This window comes from Arthrobacter terrae (assembly GCF_015708085.1).
Classification (GTDB): domain Bacteria; phylum Actinomycetota; class Actinomycetes; order Actinomycetales; family Micrococcaceae; genus Arthrobacter_M; species Arthrobacter_M terrae.
Genome location: NZ_JADNYM010000012.1, coordinates 102,169 through 120,100, shown reverse-complemented (window position 1 = coordinate 120,100; position 17,932 = coordinate 102,169). Strand labels below are relative to the sequence as shown.

The following is a 17,932-nucleotide window of genomic DNA, read 5'->3' as shown; positions in this document are numbered from 1 at the left end:
CTGAACCACAGCAGAACCAAGGAGCTCACCATGAAAGAACGTACCGCCACCATTGCCAGCCGCGTGGGCCTGCATGCCCGCCCCGCCGCCATCTTTGTCGAAGCCGCAGCCGAGCTCCCGGTCGACGTCACCATCTCGATGCAGGGGGAACCGGCAGAAGACGCTCTGGACGCCAGCAGCATCCTCTCCCTGATGGGCTTGGGAGCAGCTCACGGCGATGTCGTGGTGCTCCGCGCCGAGGGCGACGGCGCGGACGAGGCGCTCGAAACTCTGGTGCAGATCCTCGAGACGGACCACGACGCCTAGCGGTCTCAGGCGTTCGCCGGGAACTTCCGCGGCGTTCCCGGGTGGGGCAACCAGCGGAAACGATAGCTGCAGTTTGCCCCCCGACAGTGGTCACTTCAGCGGTGAGTGGGTGCTGATTCTGCGCTCCCTAACGCCAGCAGATCGAGGCGCCCGCTGGGGGCATAACGCGAATTCGTGTAAAATTGATGGTCTGCCCCGAGCGCGGCAGTAACACGTCGGAAGCAAATGACCTCCACGAGAGATGACCAAATGCCCACAGACCTAAGTTCGAACTACTCAAATAACGGTGTCCAGGACACCAATAAACAGTCCCGTCCCGTCCGGCTCCCCCGGCTCAAAAACCGGCGTCTGGCTGTCGGAGACGTGAACATCGTGAATAAACCGATGCTCAGAAAAGCCATCAACGGCACCATCGTCGGGAACACGATGGAATGGTACGACGTTGGTGTATTCGGCTACCTTGTCACCACGATGGGTCCTGTTTTCCTGCCCAAATCGGACCAGACAGTACAGACACTGTTTCTGCTGGGAACTTTCGCCGCCACGTTCATTGCCCGCCCGTTGGGCGGCATCATCTTCGGCTGGCTGGGAGACAAGATCGGGCGGCAGAAGGTGCTGTCCACCACGCTGCTGATCATGGCGGCATCAACCTTCGCCTTGGGGCTGATCCCCGGGTATGCGCAGATCGGCATCTGGGCCGCCGTACTGCTGGTGCTCGTCAAGCTGATCCAGGGCTTCTCCACCGGCGGCGAGTACGCCGGTGCCACCACGTTCGTGAGCGAATACGCACCGGATAAACGCCGTGGGTTCTTCGCCAGCTTCCTGGACATGGGCAGCTACATCGGCTTCGCCGCGGGCGCTGCCCTGGTATCCGTCATGCACCTGATCATCGGTCAGGACGCGATGGAATCCTGGGGCTGGCGCGTGCCGTTCCTGCTGGCCGGCCCGCTGGGGCTGATCGCCATTCACTTCCGGAACAAGATTGAAGAGTCCCCTCAGTTCCAGGCCACCCTGGACGCCCAAACAGCCGAGGCCAAGGGTGCCCAGGCCGCGGATGCCGATGCCGCCAAGGGCCCGATCGGAATCCTCAAGGCGTACTGGCGGCAGATTGTCCTGGCCATGATCCTGGTCGCGGCGGCCAACACCGTGGGCTACGCCCTGACGTCCTACATGCCGACGTATCTAACTGAGTCCAAAGGCTACGACGAGCTGCACGGTACCATTCTCACCATTCCCGTGCTGGTCATCATGGCGGTGTGCATTCCGCTGACCGGCAGGCTCTCTGACCGGATCGGCCGCCGCCCGGTGTTGTGGACCGGCGCCATCAGCACCGTGGTCCTGGCCATCCCCGCCTTCCTGCTCATCGGCATAGGCGATGTCTGGTCCACCCTGCTGGGACTTGCGCTCGTTGCGTTCCCGGTGACGTTCTACGTAGCAAACCTGGCCTCGGCCCTGCCGGCGCTGTTTCCCACCGCCAGCCGCTACGGCGGCATGGGCATCGCCTACAACTTCTCGGTAGCCATCTTTGGCGGAACCACCCCGTTTATCCTCAAGGGGCTGATTGCGCTCACCGGTAACGACATGATGCCGGCGTATTACCTGATGCTGACCTCGGCCGTCGGCGCCGGAGCAATATTCTTCCTGAAAGAGTCCGCCGGACGGCCGCTGCCCGGCTCGATGCCCAGCGTCGCTTCCGCCGAAGAGGCACACGAACTCGTGGCCGGACAGGACGGGAACCCCGATCTGGACCTGGCCCAGATGCCGTTCGACGAGACCTACGAGCCGGCAACTGAGGGGCGGGGCATTCCCGAACCTACTCTGGTCCGCTGACAGCTGCTGCCTGTAACCGCGTTCGACGACGACGGCACGACGGACGACGGCGGCGCGCACCTGGCGATGCGCGCCGCCGTCGTTCGTCATTGGCCTTAACGCAACCGAAAATCAGCGCGGAATCATTGCCCCTTGCGCCTCCTGAGGAATAACATCAAGTGTCTGCCCCGCACGCGGCAGCCGCCTTCCGGGGGCAGGCACAGGAACGTATCCGGGAGCTCAGATGCCCAAAGATCAGCCAGGAACCAGGCCGAATGCAGATGCCGGAGCGAACCCTGTGCGGCCAGGCAGACTGAAAGCACCGCTGAAGAATCGCCGGCTCACGTTCGGGCACATCAATATCGTGGACCAGGCAATGCTGCGTAAGGCCGTGCGCGGAACCATCGTGGGCAACACGATGGAATGGTACGACATTGGGGTTTTCGGCTATCTGATCACTACGATGGGGCCGGTCTTCCTACCCGAGGCAGACCCCGCCGTACAGACCCTGTTTTTGCTCGGCACCTTTGCCGCCACCTTCTTCGCGCGGCCGCTGGGGGGGGTGGTCTTCGGCTGGCTGGGAGACAAGATCGGGCGGCAGAAGGTGCTGGCCACCACACTGCTGATCATGGCGTCCTCCACATTTGTGGTGGGGCTGCTGCCGGCCTATTCGCTGATCGGCATCTGGGCTGCGGTCCTGCTGGTGACCCTGAAACTGATTCAGGGCTTCTCAACCGGCGGGGAATACGCCGGTGCCACAACGTTTGTCAGTGAATATGCGCCGGACAAGCGCCGCGGATTCTTTGCCAGCTTCCTGGACATGGGAAGTTACATCGGCTTTGCTGTCGGCGCTTCGCTGGTGTCGGCCATGCAGATAATTTTCGGACAGCCCGCCATGGAACAGTGGGGCTGGCGCGTACCGTTCCTGGCAGCGGGGCCACTGGGCCTGATAGCTATCTACTTCCGAAACAAGATCGAGGAATCCCCACAATTCCAAGCGACCCTCGATGAACAGGCCGCCGTTGCCAGTGGCGCCGCGGCGAGGGATGAGAACGTGTCCAAGGGCCCCGGCGGCGTGATCAAGGCCTACTGGCGCCAGATTCTGCTGGCGATCATCCTTACGGCGGCGGCCAATACACTCGGTTACACGCTCACTTCTTATATGCCCACCTATCTGAGCGAAGCCAAGGGATACGATCCGCTGCATGGGACTCTGCTGACCATCCCTGTGCTTGTGGCAATGGCGGCGTGTATTCCATTGACAGGCAAGCTATCGGACCGGATCGGCCGCCGCCCGGTGCTCTGGATCGGCGCAGTGAGCACCGTAGTGCTGGCCATTCCCGCCTTCCTGATGATCGCCATCGGTGATGTCTGGTCCACCCTGGTAGGGCTGGCGCTCGTTGCTTTTCCCGTTACGTTCTTTGTCCCTACGCTGGCATCGGCGCTGCCGGCAATCTTCCCGACGGCCAGCCGCTACGGCGGGATGGGGATCTCGTACAACATTTCGGTGGCCATCTTTGGAGGTACCGCACCCTTTATTATTCAGGGACTCATCGGACTTTCCGGCAACGACATGATGCCCGCGTACTACCTCATGCTGACCTCGATCGTCGGGGCCATCGCCATCTTCTTCCTGCATGAATCCGCCCGCCGGCCGTTGCCCGGTTCCATGCCCAGCGTGGATACCACGGCGGAGGCCCACACCCTGGTGGCGGGGCAGGATGAGAATCCGCATGTTGACGTGAACAAGATGCCCTTCGACGACAGTTACAAGTCCGCCAACTCGCATCCCGAGGCATGAACATGACGCTGGGAACGGACCGGCTGGGTCTGTTCGGGAATTATCTAGCGTCCGCGCTTCCCGGCAGCGGCACCTAGCCTAACGGGTAGGAATTTGCTCAGCGAGGCCAGCGCCGCGTAGCGCCTGGACGGCACGCAGACGCTTTTCCCGGCCCAAGCAGCAGCCAGTCCCTCACGAACCACGCGATCGGCATTAAGCCACATCCAGCCCGGGATCCTCGCCGTAGAGGCCCCCATCCGCTGATGGAACTCAGTATGGACAAACCCCGGACACACGGCAGTTACGTGCACTCCCCGCGGCGCATAAGTGACATTCGCCCATTTACTAAAGCTGATCAGCCAGGCTTTCGACGCTCCATACGTGCCGCGGGGGATGAACCCCGCCAGGCTGGCCACGTTGATGATCATTCCCTGTCCACGCATCAGCATGGGCTCAACGGCTGCGTGCATAAGCTGCATCGGCGTGCTGACCAGGATGCTCAGCTGGTCAACTTCCTGCTGCATCGTGTTCTGCTCAAACGGGTTCGCCAGGCCGTAACCGGCGTTGTTCACCAACACGGTCACCGGGTTCTCCTGTTGCGCCAATCGCGCTGCTACTGCCGCGACGCCCGAGGCTGTCTGCAGGTCTGCGGAAATAACTTCCACATCGACGGCAAAGTCCTGGCGCAACCGGACGGCCTTAGCTTCCAGCCGGGCGGTATCCCGTGCCACGAGCACCAGGTTATGCCGTTTTGCCGCCAGCTGCTGGGTAAACTCTGCGCCCAGTCCCGCCGTTGCACCCGTGATCAATGCAGTTCCGTTGTTCGCAGCCTCAGTCATCCCCCCATGCTACGCAGGGATCCCGTCCCCCGCCGAACGGCCGCCCGCAGGTGCTGAATTCAGCCCGTCTCCGGCCAGTCCGTGATCTGCGCGTAGTCCTCATGACGGCGCAGGAACCCGGCAATAAAGGAGCAGTGCGGAATGATCCGCTTGCCGGAAGCGGACACATCGTCCAGGGCGTAGCGGGCCAGGATTTTCGCCATACCTTTGCCGCGCGCGGGATCCAAGGTTTCCGTATGGGTGAAATCCACATGGCCGGGCAGCTCACGGAACTGCGCCACGCTGGCCAGCTCCCCGCTCACCCGCAGCTCATATTGATGCTGCGCATCATTGCGCAGCATGGTCACGTCGTTGTGGAATGTCTCGGCCGTGTCAGTCATATCTCGACCTTGGCACGGCCGTTGCGTGCTGGCAATCCCCGTCCCGGATCGCCCCAGCCTGCCCATGACGGGGCAGTGCGGGGAAGGGCGACGACGGCGCGAGGCACAGCAGCCGGCTCGGGTTCTGCCTCGCCGACCGGCCCGGTGCTGGGGACTCCGGCAGCCAGCTCCGCATCGACCAGCCGTTTTTCGAGCCGGTCAACCGCAATGGCATAAGCCATCCCGGTCGAGCCGGCACGGCCACGGTCAGCAGCAGAACCGCCGGCCTCGCAAACTCCCCGGCGCAGGACCTCTGCCTCCCGCATGGTCCGGATCAAAGCAGCTGTCTCGGCCCGGCGGACATCGGACAGATCCGGATAATCGATCATCTTGACCGGATCCAATTCATAGCCGCTCCAGCGCACCAAAACCGCATCGTGACGGGTAGCCAGCGCACCAAAATCCCGCAGCTCCGCCCGCCTGCCCAAACGCTGGCGCCGTCGGCCATCCAGCCACGGCGTGCCGCGGTACGTCCACGCGCCAACCATCACCGTTACCAGCAGCAGCACCGCGCCTGCCAGCGGGGTCACGACAGCCGGGATAATCACCGCTGGCAGCACAAACGCCAAGCCCAGGAATACGTGCCAGAAAAGCGCATCGCCCCGGGGGCCGCCGTCCCGGTGTACTTCCATCCGCAGCGCATAAACCATAACCGCCGCACTGACCCCCGCCACCGCGGCGCAACAGAGCAGTTGAACGAGTCCTATTACAAGTACGGACACTGAGCCACCTCCAGCCGGGAGTCTGATCCCGCTACTTCCATTGGAATACTTCGGGAGTGTTTGGTCAATGCCCCGCTTGGGCGCCGGGGACGTTTTTGCGAGGTTCCTGCGGGCGACCCCAGCCGGAGCGGCCCCAGCCGGGACGAGTCCACCGGGACGGGCCAGCCGTAAATGAGGGCTAAACGACCGCAGGCCAGCAGCTATAAGCTGCTGGCCTGCGGTACTGGTGGGCCCTATGGGGCTCGAACCCATGACCCACGGATTAAAAGTCCGATGCTCTACCAACTGAGCTAAAGGCCCTCACCAGTGCACACCGCTTGCTGCGGCGAACGCTTTTCTACAATAGCGCACACACCGCGCCGCCGGGAATCGTGGTCATTTTCTACCCGTCCGGGCAGGCGTTCTCGACCCGCCCAAAGCACAGGAGTAGTCTCGTGGGATGAGTGCAACACCGGGTTCCCAACCTCCACGGCAGCATAAGCCCAAGCTGTTTACCCCTGCGGACTTCGAGCCTTATGCCGGCGGCCCGGACCCCGCCCGGGTATCGGAGGCAGCTCACCTCGCCGCGCAGGCACTCGTGAACCGCGGGCGGGAAAGCGACGATCCGGCGGTCACAAAGCGGCTGGTCAAACTCGCCGACAAGCAAGGCCTCGAGGCGATCGCGGAATTGTGGGCGCAGAGTCCGGCCCGCTCACTGCCCGGGGCCCTGTGGCGGCTCTACGCCCTCCGTGCCGCCATGCAGCAGGACCCGGAGCGTATTTCGGTCTATTTCCGGGCCGGCCAGGACACCGCACAGGTATCCCGGGCCGTGGCCGGGGTTGCCGAACCGCCGGGTGCGGATGAGCTCAAGACGATGGCTGATGCCATCCTGTCCGGGGCGTTCGACGGCGAATTTGACGTTGCACTGGAACGCTCGGCAGCGTTCTGCCGGGTGGTGGCGCTGGGCCAGTCCCGCATTGCGGATGAGCGCGAACACGCAGACGGCGCGCACGCGGACCGGTTGACCCGCAACGCCGGCCAACTCATCCGAACGGCCGAGGACCTGGAGCAGGCCGCTGGCTCCTGGCGCCGCGGCGAACTGGATTAGCAGCAGACAGGCGTATGGAGTGTCCTGTTGACACAGCTTCGACGAAGTAGAACACTGAAGTAGGTGCCGGACTGCGGAACCCCCGGGCTCCAAATTTTAGCCGCCTAGAGCGGCCTAACGCCGAGAGGCGCTCCCAGTCCGGCACCACCTTTGTGCGTCAACGCGGTCACCCGCCAGCGAAGTAAAGCCAGGTCCTTGCACGGCCCATTCGGCCGCTGCAACCATCGGCTCAATCCGGGAGGGGACCTATCGTGAAGCTGCGCCTGTTCCCGCAGGAAAAAACAGGGCTGCGCATTCTGGCCGGGATGGCCCAGGAGATTGTCAGCAGCGTGCAGACGCTGTCCGAGTTGCTGGGAGCTCCGGCGACGGACTTTGAGCCATTGACCGAGCAGATGCGCAAACATGAAGCTGCGTCGAGTGAACTTCTGGTGTCCCTGTTGACACATATGCGGACCAGCTTCATCAATCCGCTGCCCAGGGAAGACCTGTTTGCGCTGGCCCGTTTCCTCAATGAGGCAAATGAAAAGCTCACGGGAGCGGCGGAGCTAATCTCGCTGAACAAGCTGGAGCGTATTCCCGCGCGGGCCTCCGACCAGCTGGAGGTGATTGCCCGGCAGGCCGAGCTCACTGCCGACGCGATGCGCCGGATGGATAATCTGGAGGAGCTTGAGGACTACTGGATCCAGGTCCTGCGACTCGCCAGGCGTGCCGAGCACACGCACCGGGTCTTTGTCAGTGAACTGCTCCGCGATTACAAGACCGCAGCCTACGTCCGGTACCGCGACGTGGCCGAGCAGCTGGTCAACGTCACCAAGGACATGCGCCAAGTCGCCACCGCGGTGGGCAGCATCATCGTCAAGGAATCGTAGCTTGATCACAGCATTCCTGCTGACAGTGCTGATTCTTGCCGCCGTTTTTGCCTTTCTGAACGGCTTCCGCGACGTTTCCTCCGCCGTCGCCGTCGCCGTCCGCACGCGGTCGCTGACGCCGAGCATCGCCGTCGTGCTGGCGGCTTTTTTCAATCTCATCGGAGCGCTGCTCAGCGGCGCCTTCGCGGTGGCGCTTGGCGGGCGGCTCTTTCGGGTTCCGCCGGGCCGTGAGGGCCTGGGGCTGTTGCTGGCAGGGCTGGCCGCGGCCTGCGTGTGGGGAATCTACCAGTGGCGCCGCGGCTACCCCTCGTCGTCCACGCACGCGCTGATTGGCGGTCTGGGCGGCGCATCTGTTGCCTCGGTCATGGTCGGCCGGGAGCCGCTGCAGGGGCTGGACGTCACGATACTGACGCTGGTGGTCCTGCCGCTGCTGCTCTCCCCCGTAATTGCCTTCGCCCTGTCCTTTGTGATGGTCTACCCGGCCGTCTGGGCGTCGCGGCACACCCAACCAAGTCTCGTCAACACCCGTGTCCGGCGGGTGCAGGCTGTCGCGACTGCCGCCGTCGCCTTCGGTCATGGCCTGCAGGACGGACAGCGGACGACGACGGTCCTGCTGTTTGCGCTGGCGGCCGCCGGACTCGGCGGAACCGGCACCGTTCCGGTGTGGGTGCTGGCTTTTTCCGCAGTTCTGCTCGCGGCCGGGACGCTGGCCGGGGGCTGGCGAATTTCGCATACTCTGGGCAGCCGGCTGACGCGGATCGATCCGATGCGCGCCCTGGTGGCCCAACTGGTCAGCGCCGTGCTGCTTTTTGTCGGTGCGATCGGTCTTCACCTGCCGCTGTCCACCACCCACACCGTGACATCAGCGATCATTGGGGCAGGCCGCAACCAGCGGTTCTCGGTGACCAACGGCCGGCTCTGGCTGCAGATTCTCACCGCGTGGGTGGCCACCCCGCTCGCCGCGGCGGTACTGGGCGGGATCTTTTTCCTCGCCGTCTCCGCGCTGCTCTAGACTGCGGCAAAAGCTGCGCAGACTTGGGCCCTTCCGCTGCGCAGGAGTATCTCCTGCGCACGCCCGGCCCGCAACGGTGCGCAGAATGGTACGCGGACCTACCCGAATCGGCCCGAAACGTAATCCTCGGTGGATTTCTGCGCGGGGTTATTGAAGATGGTGGCGGTCTGGGCGTATTCGATCAGCTTCCCCGGCTTCCCCGTGCCGGCAATATTGAAAAACGCCGTCTTGTCCGAAACACGGGCGGCCTGCTGCATATTGTGGGTCACAATCACTACCGTGTAGCTGTCCTTGAGCTCGTTAATCAAATCCTCCACCGCCAACGTGGAGATCGGATCCAGCGCCGAGCAGGGCTCATCCATCAGCAGCACCTGCGGCTCCACAGCGATGGCGCGGGCAATGCACAGTCGCTGCTGCTGGCCGCCGGAGAGCCCCTGGCCGGGCTTATCCAGCCGGTCCTTGACCTCGTTCCACAGATTCGCGCTGTGCAGCGACGTTTCCACCAGCTCGTCGGCGGCTGAGCGGGAAATGCGCCGGTTATTGAGCCGGACCCCCGCCAGCACGTTCTCCTTAATGGACATGGTCGGGAACGGGTTGGGCCGTTGAAAAACCATCCCGATCTGCCGGCGCACCGTCACCGGGTCAACCCCCGCGCCGTACAGATCGTCCCCATCCACCAACACCTCTCCGGTGACATGGGCGCCCGGAAGCACCTCATGCATCCGGTTCAGCGTGCGCAGCAGGGTGGACTTGCCGCAGCCGGAGGGCCCGATAAAGGCCGTCACCGATCTCGGGGCAATGTCGATGCTGACATCGTGGACGGCCAGGAACCCGCCGTAGTAGACATTGAGGTCTTTGACACTGATGCTCTTGCCAACACTGATGCTCTTGCCAACACCGTTGCTCTTGGACATGTGGTTCCTTCTAACGGGAGGTCTTGGGGGCGAAGATCATGGCGATGATTCGGGCAACCAGGTTCAGTACAATGACCAGCAGCACCAGCAGCAGCGCCGCACCCCACGCCTGATTGTTGGATAGATCGATGTCCTGGCCGGGGAATTTATAGCCGGTATACGCCATCACCGGAAGCGTCTGCATGGGCCCGGAGAGCGGGTTCGCGTTGAACGAATCGGTGAAGCTGGCCGCCATGAAGATCGGGGCGGTTTCCCCGATCACGCGGGCAATAGCGAGCGTGACGCCGGTCGCGATGCCGGCGATCGCCGTCGGAATCACAATGCGCACAATGGTGACGTACTTGGTCACGCCGAGCGCATAGGACGCTTCGCGCAGGTCGGCGGGAACAAGGCGGAGCATCTCCTCGCAGGCGCGCACGACGGTCGGGATCATCAGGACCGAAAGGGCGACGGCGGCAGAAAGGCCGCTGAACGCTTTCGGTCCGAGCAGCAGGGTGAAAAGCGAAAATGCGAACAGACCGGCGACGATGGAAGGGATGCCCGTCATGACGTCGACGAGGAAATTGACCGTGCGGCGCAGCCAGAATGCGGGCTGGGCATATTCCACCAGGTAGATGGCCGCCAACAGGCCGATCGGCACCGAGAACAGTGTGGCCAGTCCGGTGATCTGTAGCGTTCCGACGATCGCCTGCAGTGCGCCGGAGGAGGAGACGAGCTCCAGAGTATCCGGATTGATCCGGGCCGCTCCCCCGGTGGTGCTGATGAACTCCCAGTTCAGGATTCCCAGGCCCTTGCTGACGACCGTCCAGAGCGTGGAGATCAGCGGCGCAAGAGCCAGCCCGAACGCCACCGTCACCAGCGCGCGGATCAAACGGTCCATCGCCCTGCGTCGGTTCTCCTTGACCAGGGACAGGAGGTAGATGGCCGGCAGGTAGAACATACAGGTAAAGGCCAGCAGTCCAAACCAGTTGAAGCCCGTCAGCCCCTGCACCGCTGCGGCAAGGATGAACGCACCGATCAGGGTGTAAAGACCGGCCCGTTTGGGTAACTGCCGCGTCGTCAGGCGGTTTCGGACGGCAGGATGCCGGAGCGTGTTGGCTGCAGCCGTCATAACAACCCTCCTTCGCTAGTGCGGTCCCTGTCCGCGCCGGCACCCACGGCCGCCACCATAGCGGCCCCGACGGCAGCCTCGGCAGGTGACCGTCCGCCGTCGCCGGTTGGCACTTTCTTCTTCGGTGGCTTCTTGCGCGGCTTAACATTCACAATCAGCCGGGCCAACATGTTAACGGCAAGCGAGATCACAAACAGCACCAGTCCGGTGCCAATCAACGCGTCACGCTGCATCCCGGTGGCGATCGGGAAGTTCAGCGCAATATTGGACGCGATGGTCTGCGGGTTTTCACCCTCGGTAATGATTCGAAAAGAGGCGATAATGGCCGGCGATATGATCATCGCGACGGCCATGGTTTCACCCAGCGCTCTTCCCAATCCCAGTAAAACAGCGCTCACCACGCCGGAGCGGGCGTACGGGAACACGGACAGCTGGATCATTTCCCAGCGTGTCGCGCCCAGTGCCAGCGCGGCCTCCTCATGGAGCTTGGGAGTCTGCAGGAATATTTCGCGGCTGATGGCGGTGATGATCGGCAAAACCATCACCGCCAGGACCACAGCACCGGTCAGAATGCTCGAGCCGGTGGAGGTGACCTTCCCGCTGAAGAGCGGGATCCAGCCCAGGTAGGCGTTGAGCCATTCCTGCATCGGCAGCAGGAAAGGCCGCATCACCAGAATGCCCCAGAGTCCGTAGACCACGGACGGTACGGCGGCGAGCAGATCGATGATGTAACCGAGGAAGTTCGCCATCCGTCGTGGGCTGTAGTGCGAAATGAAGAGCGCAATGCCGATCGCGACCGGCGTGGCCATCAGCAGCGCGATCACCGAAGCCCACACCGTCCCGAACGCCAGGGGAGAAACGTACGCCCAGAAGCTGGCGAAGCCTCCGGTGACCCCGGACTTGAGCTCCGGATTGGTGCTCCAGCCCGCCGTGATCGCCGGCAGCGCCCGGACCAGCAGAAAGAGCGCCACCCCGGCCAGAATCACCATGATGGAAACGGCCGCCGAGGTGCTCAGGAACTTGAAGACCCGGTCCGCGGGCCTGGCCCTGGTGGCTGCCTTCGGTTTGCCCGCCGGTGGCTTATCGGGCATTGGCATATCGGGCATTGGCTTATCGGGCATTGGCTTACCCGGCACGGGCGGGTCTGTGGTTTCTGTCGTCAATGAGCTGCTCACATCTACGAAACCGTCTTCAGTGTCGCCCGGATTTTGTCAGCCAGCTCGATCGGCAGCGGCGCGGAGCCGGCGTTCTTCGCTGCGATCTTCTGCCCCTGATCGCTGACAATGTAGTCAATGTAGGCCGTGGCCAGCTTGGCCTGCGCCGCGTCCTTGAACTGGGTGCAGAGGATGTCGTAAGAGATCAGCGGGATTGGGTAGGCGTCCCCGGAAGTGAGCTTGGTGTAGTCAATGTCCTGGCCCAGATCGCCGGCCACTGTGCTCTTAGCCGGCGTCACCGCCGTCGTAATCGCCTTGGTGACGCCGTCCTGGCTGAACGAAACGTACTTGTCCCCTGCCTTGATGGCCGCAGCCGGCAGGTCACCGATGGCGCTGTGGTCCGCATAGCCGATGGTGCCGTCGCCGGCCTTGACCGTGTTGACCACGCCCGAGCCGCCCTGCTGAGCCGAGGAACCGGCTACCGGCCACTTATTGCTGGCCGGAGCGGTCCAGACGTCGGGAGCAACCTGGTGAAGGTAGTTGCTGAAGTTCTGCGTGGTACCGGAGCCGTCCGATCGTGTCACCGTGGTGATAGCCGTGGAGGGCAGCGTGGCACCCGGATTGTCGGCCTTGATGGCCGCATCGTCCCAGCTCGTGATCTGCTGTGTGAAGATCTTCGCCAGGGTACCGGCAGAAAGCTGCAGCTTGTCCACGCCCTTGAGGTTGAAGACAATCGCCACACCATCTAAATAGACCGGAAGATTTACCGCCCCGCCGGTGCCGCAGACGGCCTGCGCCTTCGTGGCCTGGTCCGCCGAAAGATAGGCGTCGGAACCGGCAAAATCGTACGAGCCGGAGATGAAGTTGGTGACACCGCCGCCGGATCCCTGGGATTTGTCGTAGTTGATAGTCACCTTCGCGGCCTGCGCCTTAAACCCCGCGCTCCAGGCGGCCTGGGCGTTGGCCTGCGCGCTGGAACCGCCGGCGGTGACCGTGCCGGAGAGGGTACTGTAATCCGCCGCGGCCGTTGCCGACCCGGATGCGTCGGCGGAGGACGTGCCGGCAACGCTGGAATTGCCGCCGCAGGCCGTCAGTGCAAGAGCGCCGGCCGTCAATACTGCCGCAGCCTGCCCAAAGCGAAATGCCTTCACTAAATTTTGCCCCTTCCAGGGAATCGCAGATCGGCCCCAAAGTGCAGGAGCCATTGGTGTGCCTTACCGCTGTTCACGCTATGCAGCCCAGGTAACGGGACGGTCCGGGGCAAATGAACGGCCGGTGAACAGTTCGGGACCTTCCGAGGACGTTGCCGCCGACCGGCCACAACGGTCAGTGTCAGTGGGCGCCGTTACGCTGGTTTCATGGCAACAAAATCCCTCCGCACCGGGCGGACACCCTCACAAGGCTACAAATGCTCCGAATGTGGCTGGTCCACCGCCAAGTGGGTGGGTCGCTGCGCCGAGTGCCAGGCCTGGGGAACCGTGGAGGAATCCGGCGTCAGCGTCGCCAGAACGACGGCGGCAACTGCCGTTGCCGTTCCGGCGCTGAAGATTGCGGATGTGGATGCGTCGACGGCGGCATACCTGCCTACCGGCGTTCCCGAACTGGACCGGGTGCTCGGTGGAGGCATGGTTCCCGGCGCTGTCATCCTGCTGGCCGGTGAGCCCGGCGTCGGGAAATCCACTCTGCTGTTGGACGTAGCGGCGAAATTTGCGCGTAATGAGGATCGGGTGGAGGTCCGTGATGTGCTCTACGTAACCGGCGAAGAATCGGCGGCGCAGGTCAAGCTGCGCGCCAACAGGATCGGTGCCGTTGCCGACACTTTGTATCTGACCGCGGAAACCGATCTGGGAGCTGCGCTGGGTCAGGTGGAGGCACTGATGCCCAAACTGCTGATTGTCGATTCCGTTCAGACGCTCAGCAGCGCCGCCGTGGACGGTAGTGCAGGCGGCGTCTCACAGGTCCGCGAGGTTGCCGCTTCCCTCATTGCTGCGGCAAAGCGGCTCAATATGACTACCCTGCTGGTCGGCCACGTCACCAAGGACGGATCCATCGCCGGTCCGCGCCTGCTGGAGCATCTGGTGGACGTCGTCTGCCAGTTCGATGGTGAACGCCATTCCCGCCTCAGGTTGGTCCGCGCCATCAAAAACCGTTACGGACCCACGGACGAGGTGGGCTGTTTTGACCTCACCGAACACGGAATTATTGGCCTCGCCGATCCCAGCGGGTTGTTCGTCTCCCGGACCAAGGATCCGGTCTCCGGTACATGCATCACTGTCACGCTGGAAGGCCGGCGTCCGTTGCTGGCCGAAGTGCAGTCCCTGCTTGCAGCCAGTTCCACCTCGCAGCCCCGCCGTTCCGCCACCGGTCTCGATTCGTCCCGCGTTTCCATGCTGCTTGCCGTGCTCCAGCAGCGGGCCGGTGCCGACCTGACCGGCGAGGACAGCTACGTTGCCACCGTGGGCGGCGTAAAGCTGACCGAGCCGGCCATGGACCTGGCGATTGTGCTCGCTGTGGCCTCGGCCAAGGCCAAGGTGGCCATTCCCCACCGGCTCATTGCGTTCGGCGAGGTCGGACTCGCTGGCGAAGTCCGTCCGGTCCCGGGTATCAGCCAGCGTATTCACGAGGCGCACCGCCTCGGCTTCACGCACGCCATAGTGCCCGCCAGCCCAAAGGGTGCCGGGACAATACCCAAGGGATTCTCGGTCCGGGAGGTCCATCATCTGGCCGAAGCAATGGACCTGCTCTTCCGCGACGCCGCTATGGAACGCAAGGTGAAACCGCTGCAGGAATGACCAGCCGCTGTGATCCGAAGCGCCGGATTCTACTATTATTGGCGTTGTGACTAACGCGGAAGCACCCGCGCGCACCGCGGAAGGAATAAGGCGATGGCCCGGAGCCCCGAAGAAGCCCTCAAGGCCACGTTGGCCCGGGTTGCACCCGGAACCGGGCTGCGTGACGGCCTGGAGCGGATCCTGCGCGGACGAACGGGTGCACTAATAGTCCTCGGTTCCGACCGCACCATTGACCAACTGTGTTCCGGCGGCTTCGACATAGGTATTGAATTCTCCCCGACGCGGCTGCGCGAACTGGCGAAGATGGATGGCGCGATCATCTGTGACAAGGACGCGAACAGGATCCTGCGGGCAGCAGTGCAGCTGGTCCCCGATCCCAGCATTGAAACGCAGGAATCCGGCACCCGGCACCGAACCGCCGAACGGGTAGCCATACAGACAGGCGTACCGGTCATTTCGGTCAGCCAATCGATGCAGATTATCGCCCTCTACGTGCACGGTCTGCGCTACGTGCTCGAGGGCTCGGAAAAGGTGCTTGCCCGGGCCAATCAGGCGCTGGCAACGCTGGAGCGCTACCGGTCCCGGCTGGACCAGGTCACCAGCTCGCTTTCCGCCCTGGAAATCGAGGCCATGGTGACCGTCCGGGACGTTGCCGTCACGCTGCAGCGGCACGAAATGGTTCGGCGGATCTCCGAAGAAATTGCGCAGTATGTTCTGGAACTGGGCGTGGACGGCCGGCTGCTGTCTCTCCAGCATGACGAGCTGACGGTGGGGCGCGGCCCTGGCAGTGAAATGGTCATCCGCGACTATTCCGCTTCCCGGACTTCGGCCGAAATTGACGCTGCCGTCGCCGCACTTCAGGGAATAGGCCCCACGGAGCTGATCGATCTGAGCCGGATCGCGAACATCGTTGGTCTGACTACTGGTCCGGAATCACTGGAGGCGATCATCGGACCCCGAGGCTACCGGCTGGTGTCCGGGCTCAAGGCCGTGCCGCGGGCGGTCGCGGACAGACTGGTGGATCACTTCGGCGGTCTGCAGAACCTGATGGCGGCCACCATTGATGAGCTAATGGTGGTGGATGGGATTGGCGAACAACGCGCCAGAACGGTTCGTGAAGGGCTGTCCCGGATCGCAGAGGCAAGCCTGCTGGACCGGTTCCTCTAACTACCCGCGGTTCCCGGGTCAACTACCCGCGGTTCCCGCGTTGCTGCGGCTGCCCGCATGAGTGCGATTCCGGCTTTACTGCAGCTCGAAGGAGACTTTAGGGCTGGTCCATGGTCCCAGGGTAGCGGTCAGCGAATAGTAAGCTCCGCCGGCTCCCGGCGTGGCGGTAACGGCGGCACAACCGGCAGACGAACGAACCCTGGTCCATGGGAAATTGGCCGATTCGGAGGCACCCGGCGCAATTGTCTTGAAAAGGTCCGCGCCGTCCTCCTGGCAGTCCTTGGAGGAAAAGACTCTGTCATCTCCGCTGGAGATGAGGAACTCCATCTGATTGGTACCAACATTGACCGTGCACGGTGACTTGGACCTATTCGTCACCTTGAGCGTCAGCACGGGGTTTTGCCCAGCGGTGTAGACGACCGCATCCGTGCCCGCCGTGACAGTAACCGCGTCCACCGCGCACGCGGCAACTGCCGTCGGCGTCGGGCTGGCGCTTCCGGCCGGGACGGTGCTGGTTGCACGCGCCGACTCTGTCGCGTCCGGCGCTGTAGTTTCCGGCCCTGCCGTCGACGATGCGGTTGCCTGCGGTGAGACGCTGGCGCCGGCACCGGAAGATGACGCTGCAGAACCGGAGTGGTCGGTGCGCGGCCGCAGAAAGGAAACGACTGCAAGCGCTGCGACAACGATTACGATCAAGACCAGCAGCGCGGCAGCCACCGCTGCCCGGCGACGGCGGAAAATCACCCGCGGGGATGGGCGGCCAGGAGAATTACGGCCGGGGGAAGTACGGCCGGTTCCGCTTCCGTGCCTGTTGTCATCGCGCCCGTTACCCTTCCCTACCATCCCTCCACTGTAGGTTCCCGCGCCCCTGCAGGCTTGTCACCACGCCGCAGCGGCAGCAGCGGCAGCAGCAGCAGCAGCAGCAGCCGGAGATTACCGCGCGCCCGTTAGCATTATTCCGGCAACGGTTTGTGTTTTTTATTCGATATTGCTTGAGGACGTTCAGTTGCACGAAGAAATCATCAGTTGGTTCGCATCGAATGCCCGGAACCTGCCCTGGCGGGATCCGGATTGTTCTGCGTGGGGCGTGTTGGTCAGCGAGGTCATGCTCCAGCAGACTCCCGTGACGCGCGTGCTGCCGGTCTGGCAGGACTGGCTGCTCCGCTGGCCGGACCCTACGGCCTTAGCGCAGGCTCCCTCCGGCGAGGCGGTCCGTGCCTGGGGCCGGCTGGGCTATCCGCGCCGGGCGTTGCGGCTGCACGCGGCCGCGACGCTCATGGCGAATGAGCACGACGGTGAGGTACCCGGCTCCTACGCGGCGCTGCTGAGTTTGCCGGGAGTCGGCAGCTACACGGCTGCCGCCGTCGCCGCATTTGCCTTCGGCTGCCGGGCAACCGTGGTGGATACGAATATCCGCCGCGTGCATGCCCGCCTGATATCCGGGACCGCGCTACCGGCACCTGCACTGACCGCAGCGGAAACCCGGTTGGCCGACCACTTGCTCCCCACCGAACCGGGACAGTCGGTGCGATGGAACGCCGCGGTGATGGAACTCGGGGCGTTGATCTGCACCGCCCGCTCACCCAATTGCGCCCAATGCCCCGTCCAGGAAAAGTGTGCCTGGCTTGCCGCCGGTGAGCCCGCACCTACATACCAGCCAAAGGGCCAGGCCTGGGCTGGCACGGACCGGCAGGTGCGCGGGGCCGTGATGGCGGTGCTGCGCGCCGCCGGAACGGGGCTGCAGCGCGGGCTGCTCTTCGCCCCGGCGCATTCCGAACATCCGGTAGGCTCGGAGTTGGCCCGGCTCTATCGGCTCAACGCCGAAGAAAGCCAGCTGGAACGAGCCATTGCGGGACTACTGACTGACGGGCTTGCCCAGGCAACGGACGGTGGTGGCATTGCCCTTCCGGCCTAGAGACTTGGTTGCTGCGCTTTCCGGTTCCAGGTGCAG

17 protein-coding genes and 1 tRNA gene are annotated in these 17,932 nt (G+C 63.6%); 9 read left to right on the top strand and 9 right to left on the bottom strand.

Going from position 1 to position 17,932, the window contains the following annotated elements; all coding sequences use genetic code 11:
* Nucleotides 1-30 precede the first annotated feature (30 nt).
* The 3 genes from IV500_RS10995 to IV500_RS10985 all read left to right on the top strand — a co-directional run bounded on the left by IV500_RS10995 (nt 31) and on the right by IV500_RS10985 (nt 3,916).
* A complete protein-coding gene (locus tag IV500_RS10995; protein ID WP_196396849.1) occupies nt 31-306 on the top strand; it encodes an HPr family phosphocarrier protein in 276 nt (91 codons plus the stop codon).
* Between the two features lie 249 nt (nt 307-555).
* Entirely contained in the window at nt 556-2,136 is a 1,581-nt protein-coding gene (locus IV500_RS10990) for an MFS transporter (RefSeq protein ID WP_196396886.1), read from the top strand.
* 223 nt (nt 2,137-2,359) lie between these two features.
* Nucleotides 2,360-3,916 (top strand): MFS transporter, encoded by a 1,557-nt coding sequence (locus tag IV500_RS10985; protein WP_196396848.1) that lies wholly within the window; start codon nt 2,360-2,362, stop codon nt 3,914-3,916.
* 44 nt (nt 3,917-3,960) lie between these two features.
* On the opposite strand, the gene IV500_RS10980 is transcribed toward IV500_RS10985, so the two are convergent.
* From IV500_RS10980 to IV500_RS10965, 4 genes are all read right to left on the bottom strand, one after another.
* Entirely contained in the window at nt 3,961-4,734 is a 774-nt protein-coding gene (locus IV500_RS10980; protein ID WP_196396847.1) for an SDR family NAD(P)-dependent oxidoreductase, read from the bottom strand.
* 59 nt (nt 4,735-4,793) lie between these two features.
* Nucleotides 4,794-5,114 (bottom strand): GNAT family N-acetyltransferase, encoded by a 321-nt coding sequence (locus IV500_RS10975; RefSeq protein ID WP_196396846.1) that lies wholly within the window; start codon nt 5,112-5,114, stop codon nt 4,794-4,796.
* On the bottom strand, nt 5,111-5,875 hold the full coding sequence (locus IV500_RS10970) for a hypothetical protein (protein WP_196396845.1): 765 nt from the start codon (nt 5,873-5,875) through the stop codon (nt 5,111-5,113). Before IV500_RS10970 ends, IV500_RS10975 begins: the two co-directional genes overlap by 4 nt.
* A gap of 224 nt (nt 5,876-6,099) precedes the next feature.
* A tRNA-Lys gene (locus tag IV500_RS10965) sits at nt 6,100-6,175 on the bottom strand.
* Between the two features lie 139 nt (nt 6,176-6,314).
* Here IV500_RS10965 and IV500_RS10960 point away from each other — a divergent pair.
* The 3 genes from IV500_RS10960 (at nt 6,315) to IV500_RS10950 (ending at nt 8,843) form a co-directional block, all read left to right on the top strand.
* Nucleotides 6,315-6,962: a hypothetical protein gene (locus IV500_RS10960; RefSeq protein WP_196396844.1), complete on the top strand. Its 648-nt coding sequence runs from the start codon at nt 6,315-6,317 to the stop codon at nt 6,960-6,962.
* 251 nt (nt 6,963-7,213) lie between these two features.
* Entirely contained in the window at nt 7,214-7,831 is a 618-nt protein-coding gene (locus IV500_RS10955) for a DUF47 domain-containing protein (RefSeq protein ID WP_196396843.1), read from the top strand.
* 1 nt (nt 7,832) lies between these two features.
* Nucleotides 7,833-8,843, top strand: a complete 1,011-nt coding sequence (locus tag IV500_RS10950; RefSeq protein ID WP_196396842.1) for an inorganic phosphate transporter — start codon at nt 7,833-7,835, stop codon at nt 8,841-8,843.
* Nucleotides 8,844-8,941: 98 nt separating this feature from the next.
* On the opposite strand, the gene pstB is transcribed toward IV500_RS10950, so the two are convergent.
* The 4 genes from pstB to IV500_RS10930 form a co-directional block, all read right to left on the bottom strand.
* Entirely contained in the window at nt 8,942-9,757 is an 816-nt protein-coding gene (pstB, locus tag IV500_RS10945) for a phosphate ABC transporter ATP-binding protein PstB (protein ID WP_196396841.1), read from the bottom strand.
* Between the two features lie 10 nt (nt 9,758-9,767).
* A complete protein-coding gene (pstA, locus tag IV500_RS10940; protein WP_196396840.1) occupies nt 9,768-10,868 on the bottom strand; it encodes a phosphate ABC transporter permease PstA in 1,101 nt (366 codons plus the stop codon).
* Complete coding sequence (pstC, locus tag IV500_RS10935) at nt 10,865-11,959, bottom strand: phosphate ABC transporter permease subunit PstC (RefSeq protein ID WP_196396839.1); 1,095 nt, start codon at nt 11,957-11,959, stop codon at nt 10,865-10,867. The genes pstA and pstC overlap by 4 nt, the downstream gene beginning before the upstream one ends.
* A gap of 86 nt (nt 11,960-12,045) precedes the next feature.
* Nucleotides 12,046-13,173, bottom strand: coding sequence for a phosphate ABC transporter substrate-binding protein PstS (locus tag IV500_RS10930; RefSeq protein ID WP_196396838.1), 1,128 nt, complete (start codon nt 13,171-13,173; stop codon nt 12,046-12,048).
* A gap of 207 nt (nt 13,174-13,380) precedes the next feature.
* Here IV500_RS10930 and radA point away from each other — a divergent pair, with 207 nt between their 5' ends.
* Together radA and disA are read left to right on the top strand one after the other, a co-directional pair.
* Nucleotides 13,381-14,814: a DNA repair protein RadA gene (gene radA / locus IV500_RS10925; RefSeq protein WP_196396837.1), complete on the top strand. Its 1,434-nt coding sequence runs from the start codon at nt 13,381-13,383 to the stop codon at nt 14,812-14,814.
* A 93-nt stretch (nt 14,815-14,907) separates the two neighbouring features.
* Nucleotides 14,908-15,981, top strand: a complete 1,074-nt coding sequence (disA, locus tag IV500_RS10920) for a DNA integrity scanning diadenylate cyclase DisA (protein ID WP_196396836.1) — start codon at nt 14,908-14,910, stop codon at nt 15,979-15,981.
* 75 nt (nt 15,982-16,056) lie between these two features.
* Here disA and IV500_RS10915 read toward each other — a convergent pair whose 3' ends face one another.
* The gene (locus IV500_RS10915) at nt 16,057-16,824 is read right to left on the bottom strand and encodes a DUF4232 domain-containing protein (RefSeq protein WP_196396835.1); all 768 of its coding nucleotides are present in this window, start codon (nt 16,822-16,824) and stop codon (nt 16,057-16,059) included.
* Between the two features lie 163 nt (nt 16,825-16,987).
* Here IV500_RS10915 and IV500_RS10910 point away from each other — a divergent pair, with 163 nt between their 5' ends.
* A complete protein-coding gene (locus tag IV500_RS10910) occupies nt 16,988-17,896 on the top strand; it encodes an iron-sulfur binding domain-containing protein (protein WP_312875903.1) in 909 nt (302 codons plus the stop codon).
* Nucleotides 17,897-17,932 lie beyond the last annotated feature (36 nt).

Coding starts and splice junctions, on each gene's coding strand:
- IV500_RS10995 (WP_196396849.1), top strand. CDS start 31: ATGAAAGAACGTACCGCCACCATTGCCAGCCGCGTGGGCCTGCATGCC.
- IV500_RS10990 (WP_196396886.1), top strand. CDS start 556: ATGCCCACAGACCTAAGTTCGAACTACTCAAATAACGGTGTCCAGGAC.
- IV500_RS10985 (WP_196396848.1), top strand. CDS start 2,360: ATGCCCAAAGATCAGCCAGGAACCAGGCCGAATGCAGATGCCGGAGCG.
- IV500_RS10980 (WP_196396847.1), bottom strand. CDS start 4,734: ATGACTGAGGCTGCGAACAACGGAACTGCATTGATCACGGGTGCAACG.
- IV500_RS10975 (WP_196396846.1), bottom strand. CDS start 5,114: ATGACTGACACGGCCGAGACATTCCACAACGACGTGACCATGCTGCGC.
- IV500_RS10960 (WP_196396844.1), top strand. CDS start 6,315: ATGAGTGCAACACCGGGTTCCCAACCTCCACGGCAGCATAAGCCCAAG.
- pstB (WP_196396841.1), bottom strand. CDS start 9,757: ATGTCCAAGAGCAACGGTGTTGGCAAGAGCATCAGTGTTGGCAAGAGC.
- pstA (WP_196396840.1), bottom strand. CDS start 10,868: ATGACGGCTGCAGCCAACACGCTCCGGCATCCTGCCGTCCGAAACCGC.
- pstC (WP_196396839.1), bottom strand. CDS start 11,959: ATGCCCGATAAGCCACCGGCGGGCAAACCGAAGGCAGCCACCAGGGCC.
- radA (WP_196396837.1), top strand. CDS start 13,381: ATGGCAACAAAATCCCTCCGCACCGGGCGGACACCCTCACAAGGCTAC.
- disA (WP_196396836.1), top strand. CDS start 14,908: ATGGCCCGGAGCCCCGAAGAAGCCCTCAAGGCCACGTTGGCCCGGGTT.
- IV500_RS10915 (WP_196396835.1), bottom strand. CDS start 16,824: ATGGTAGGGAAGGGTAACGGGCGCGATGACAACAGGCACGGAAGCGGA.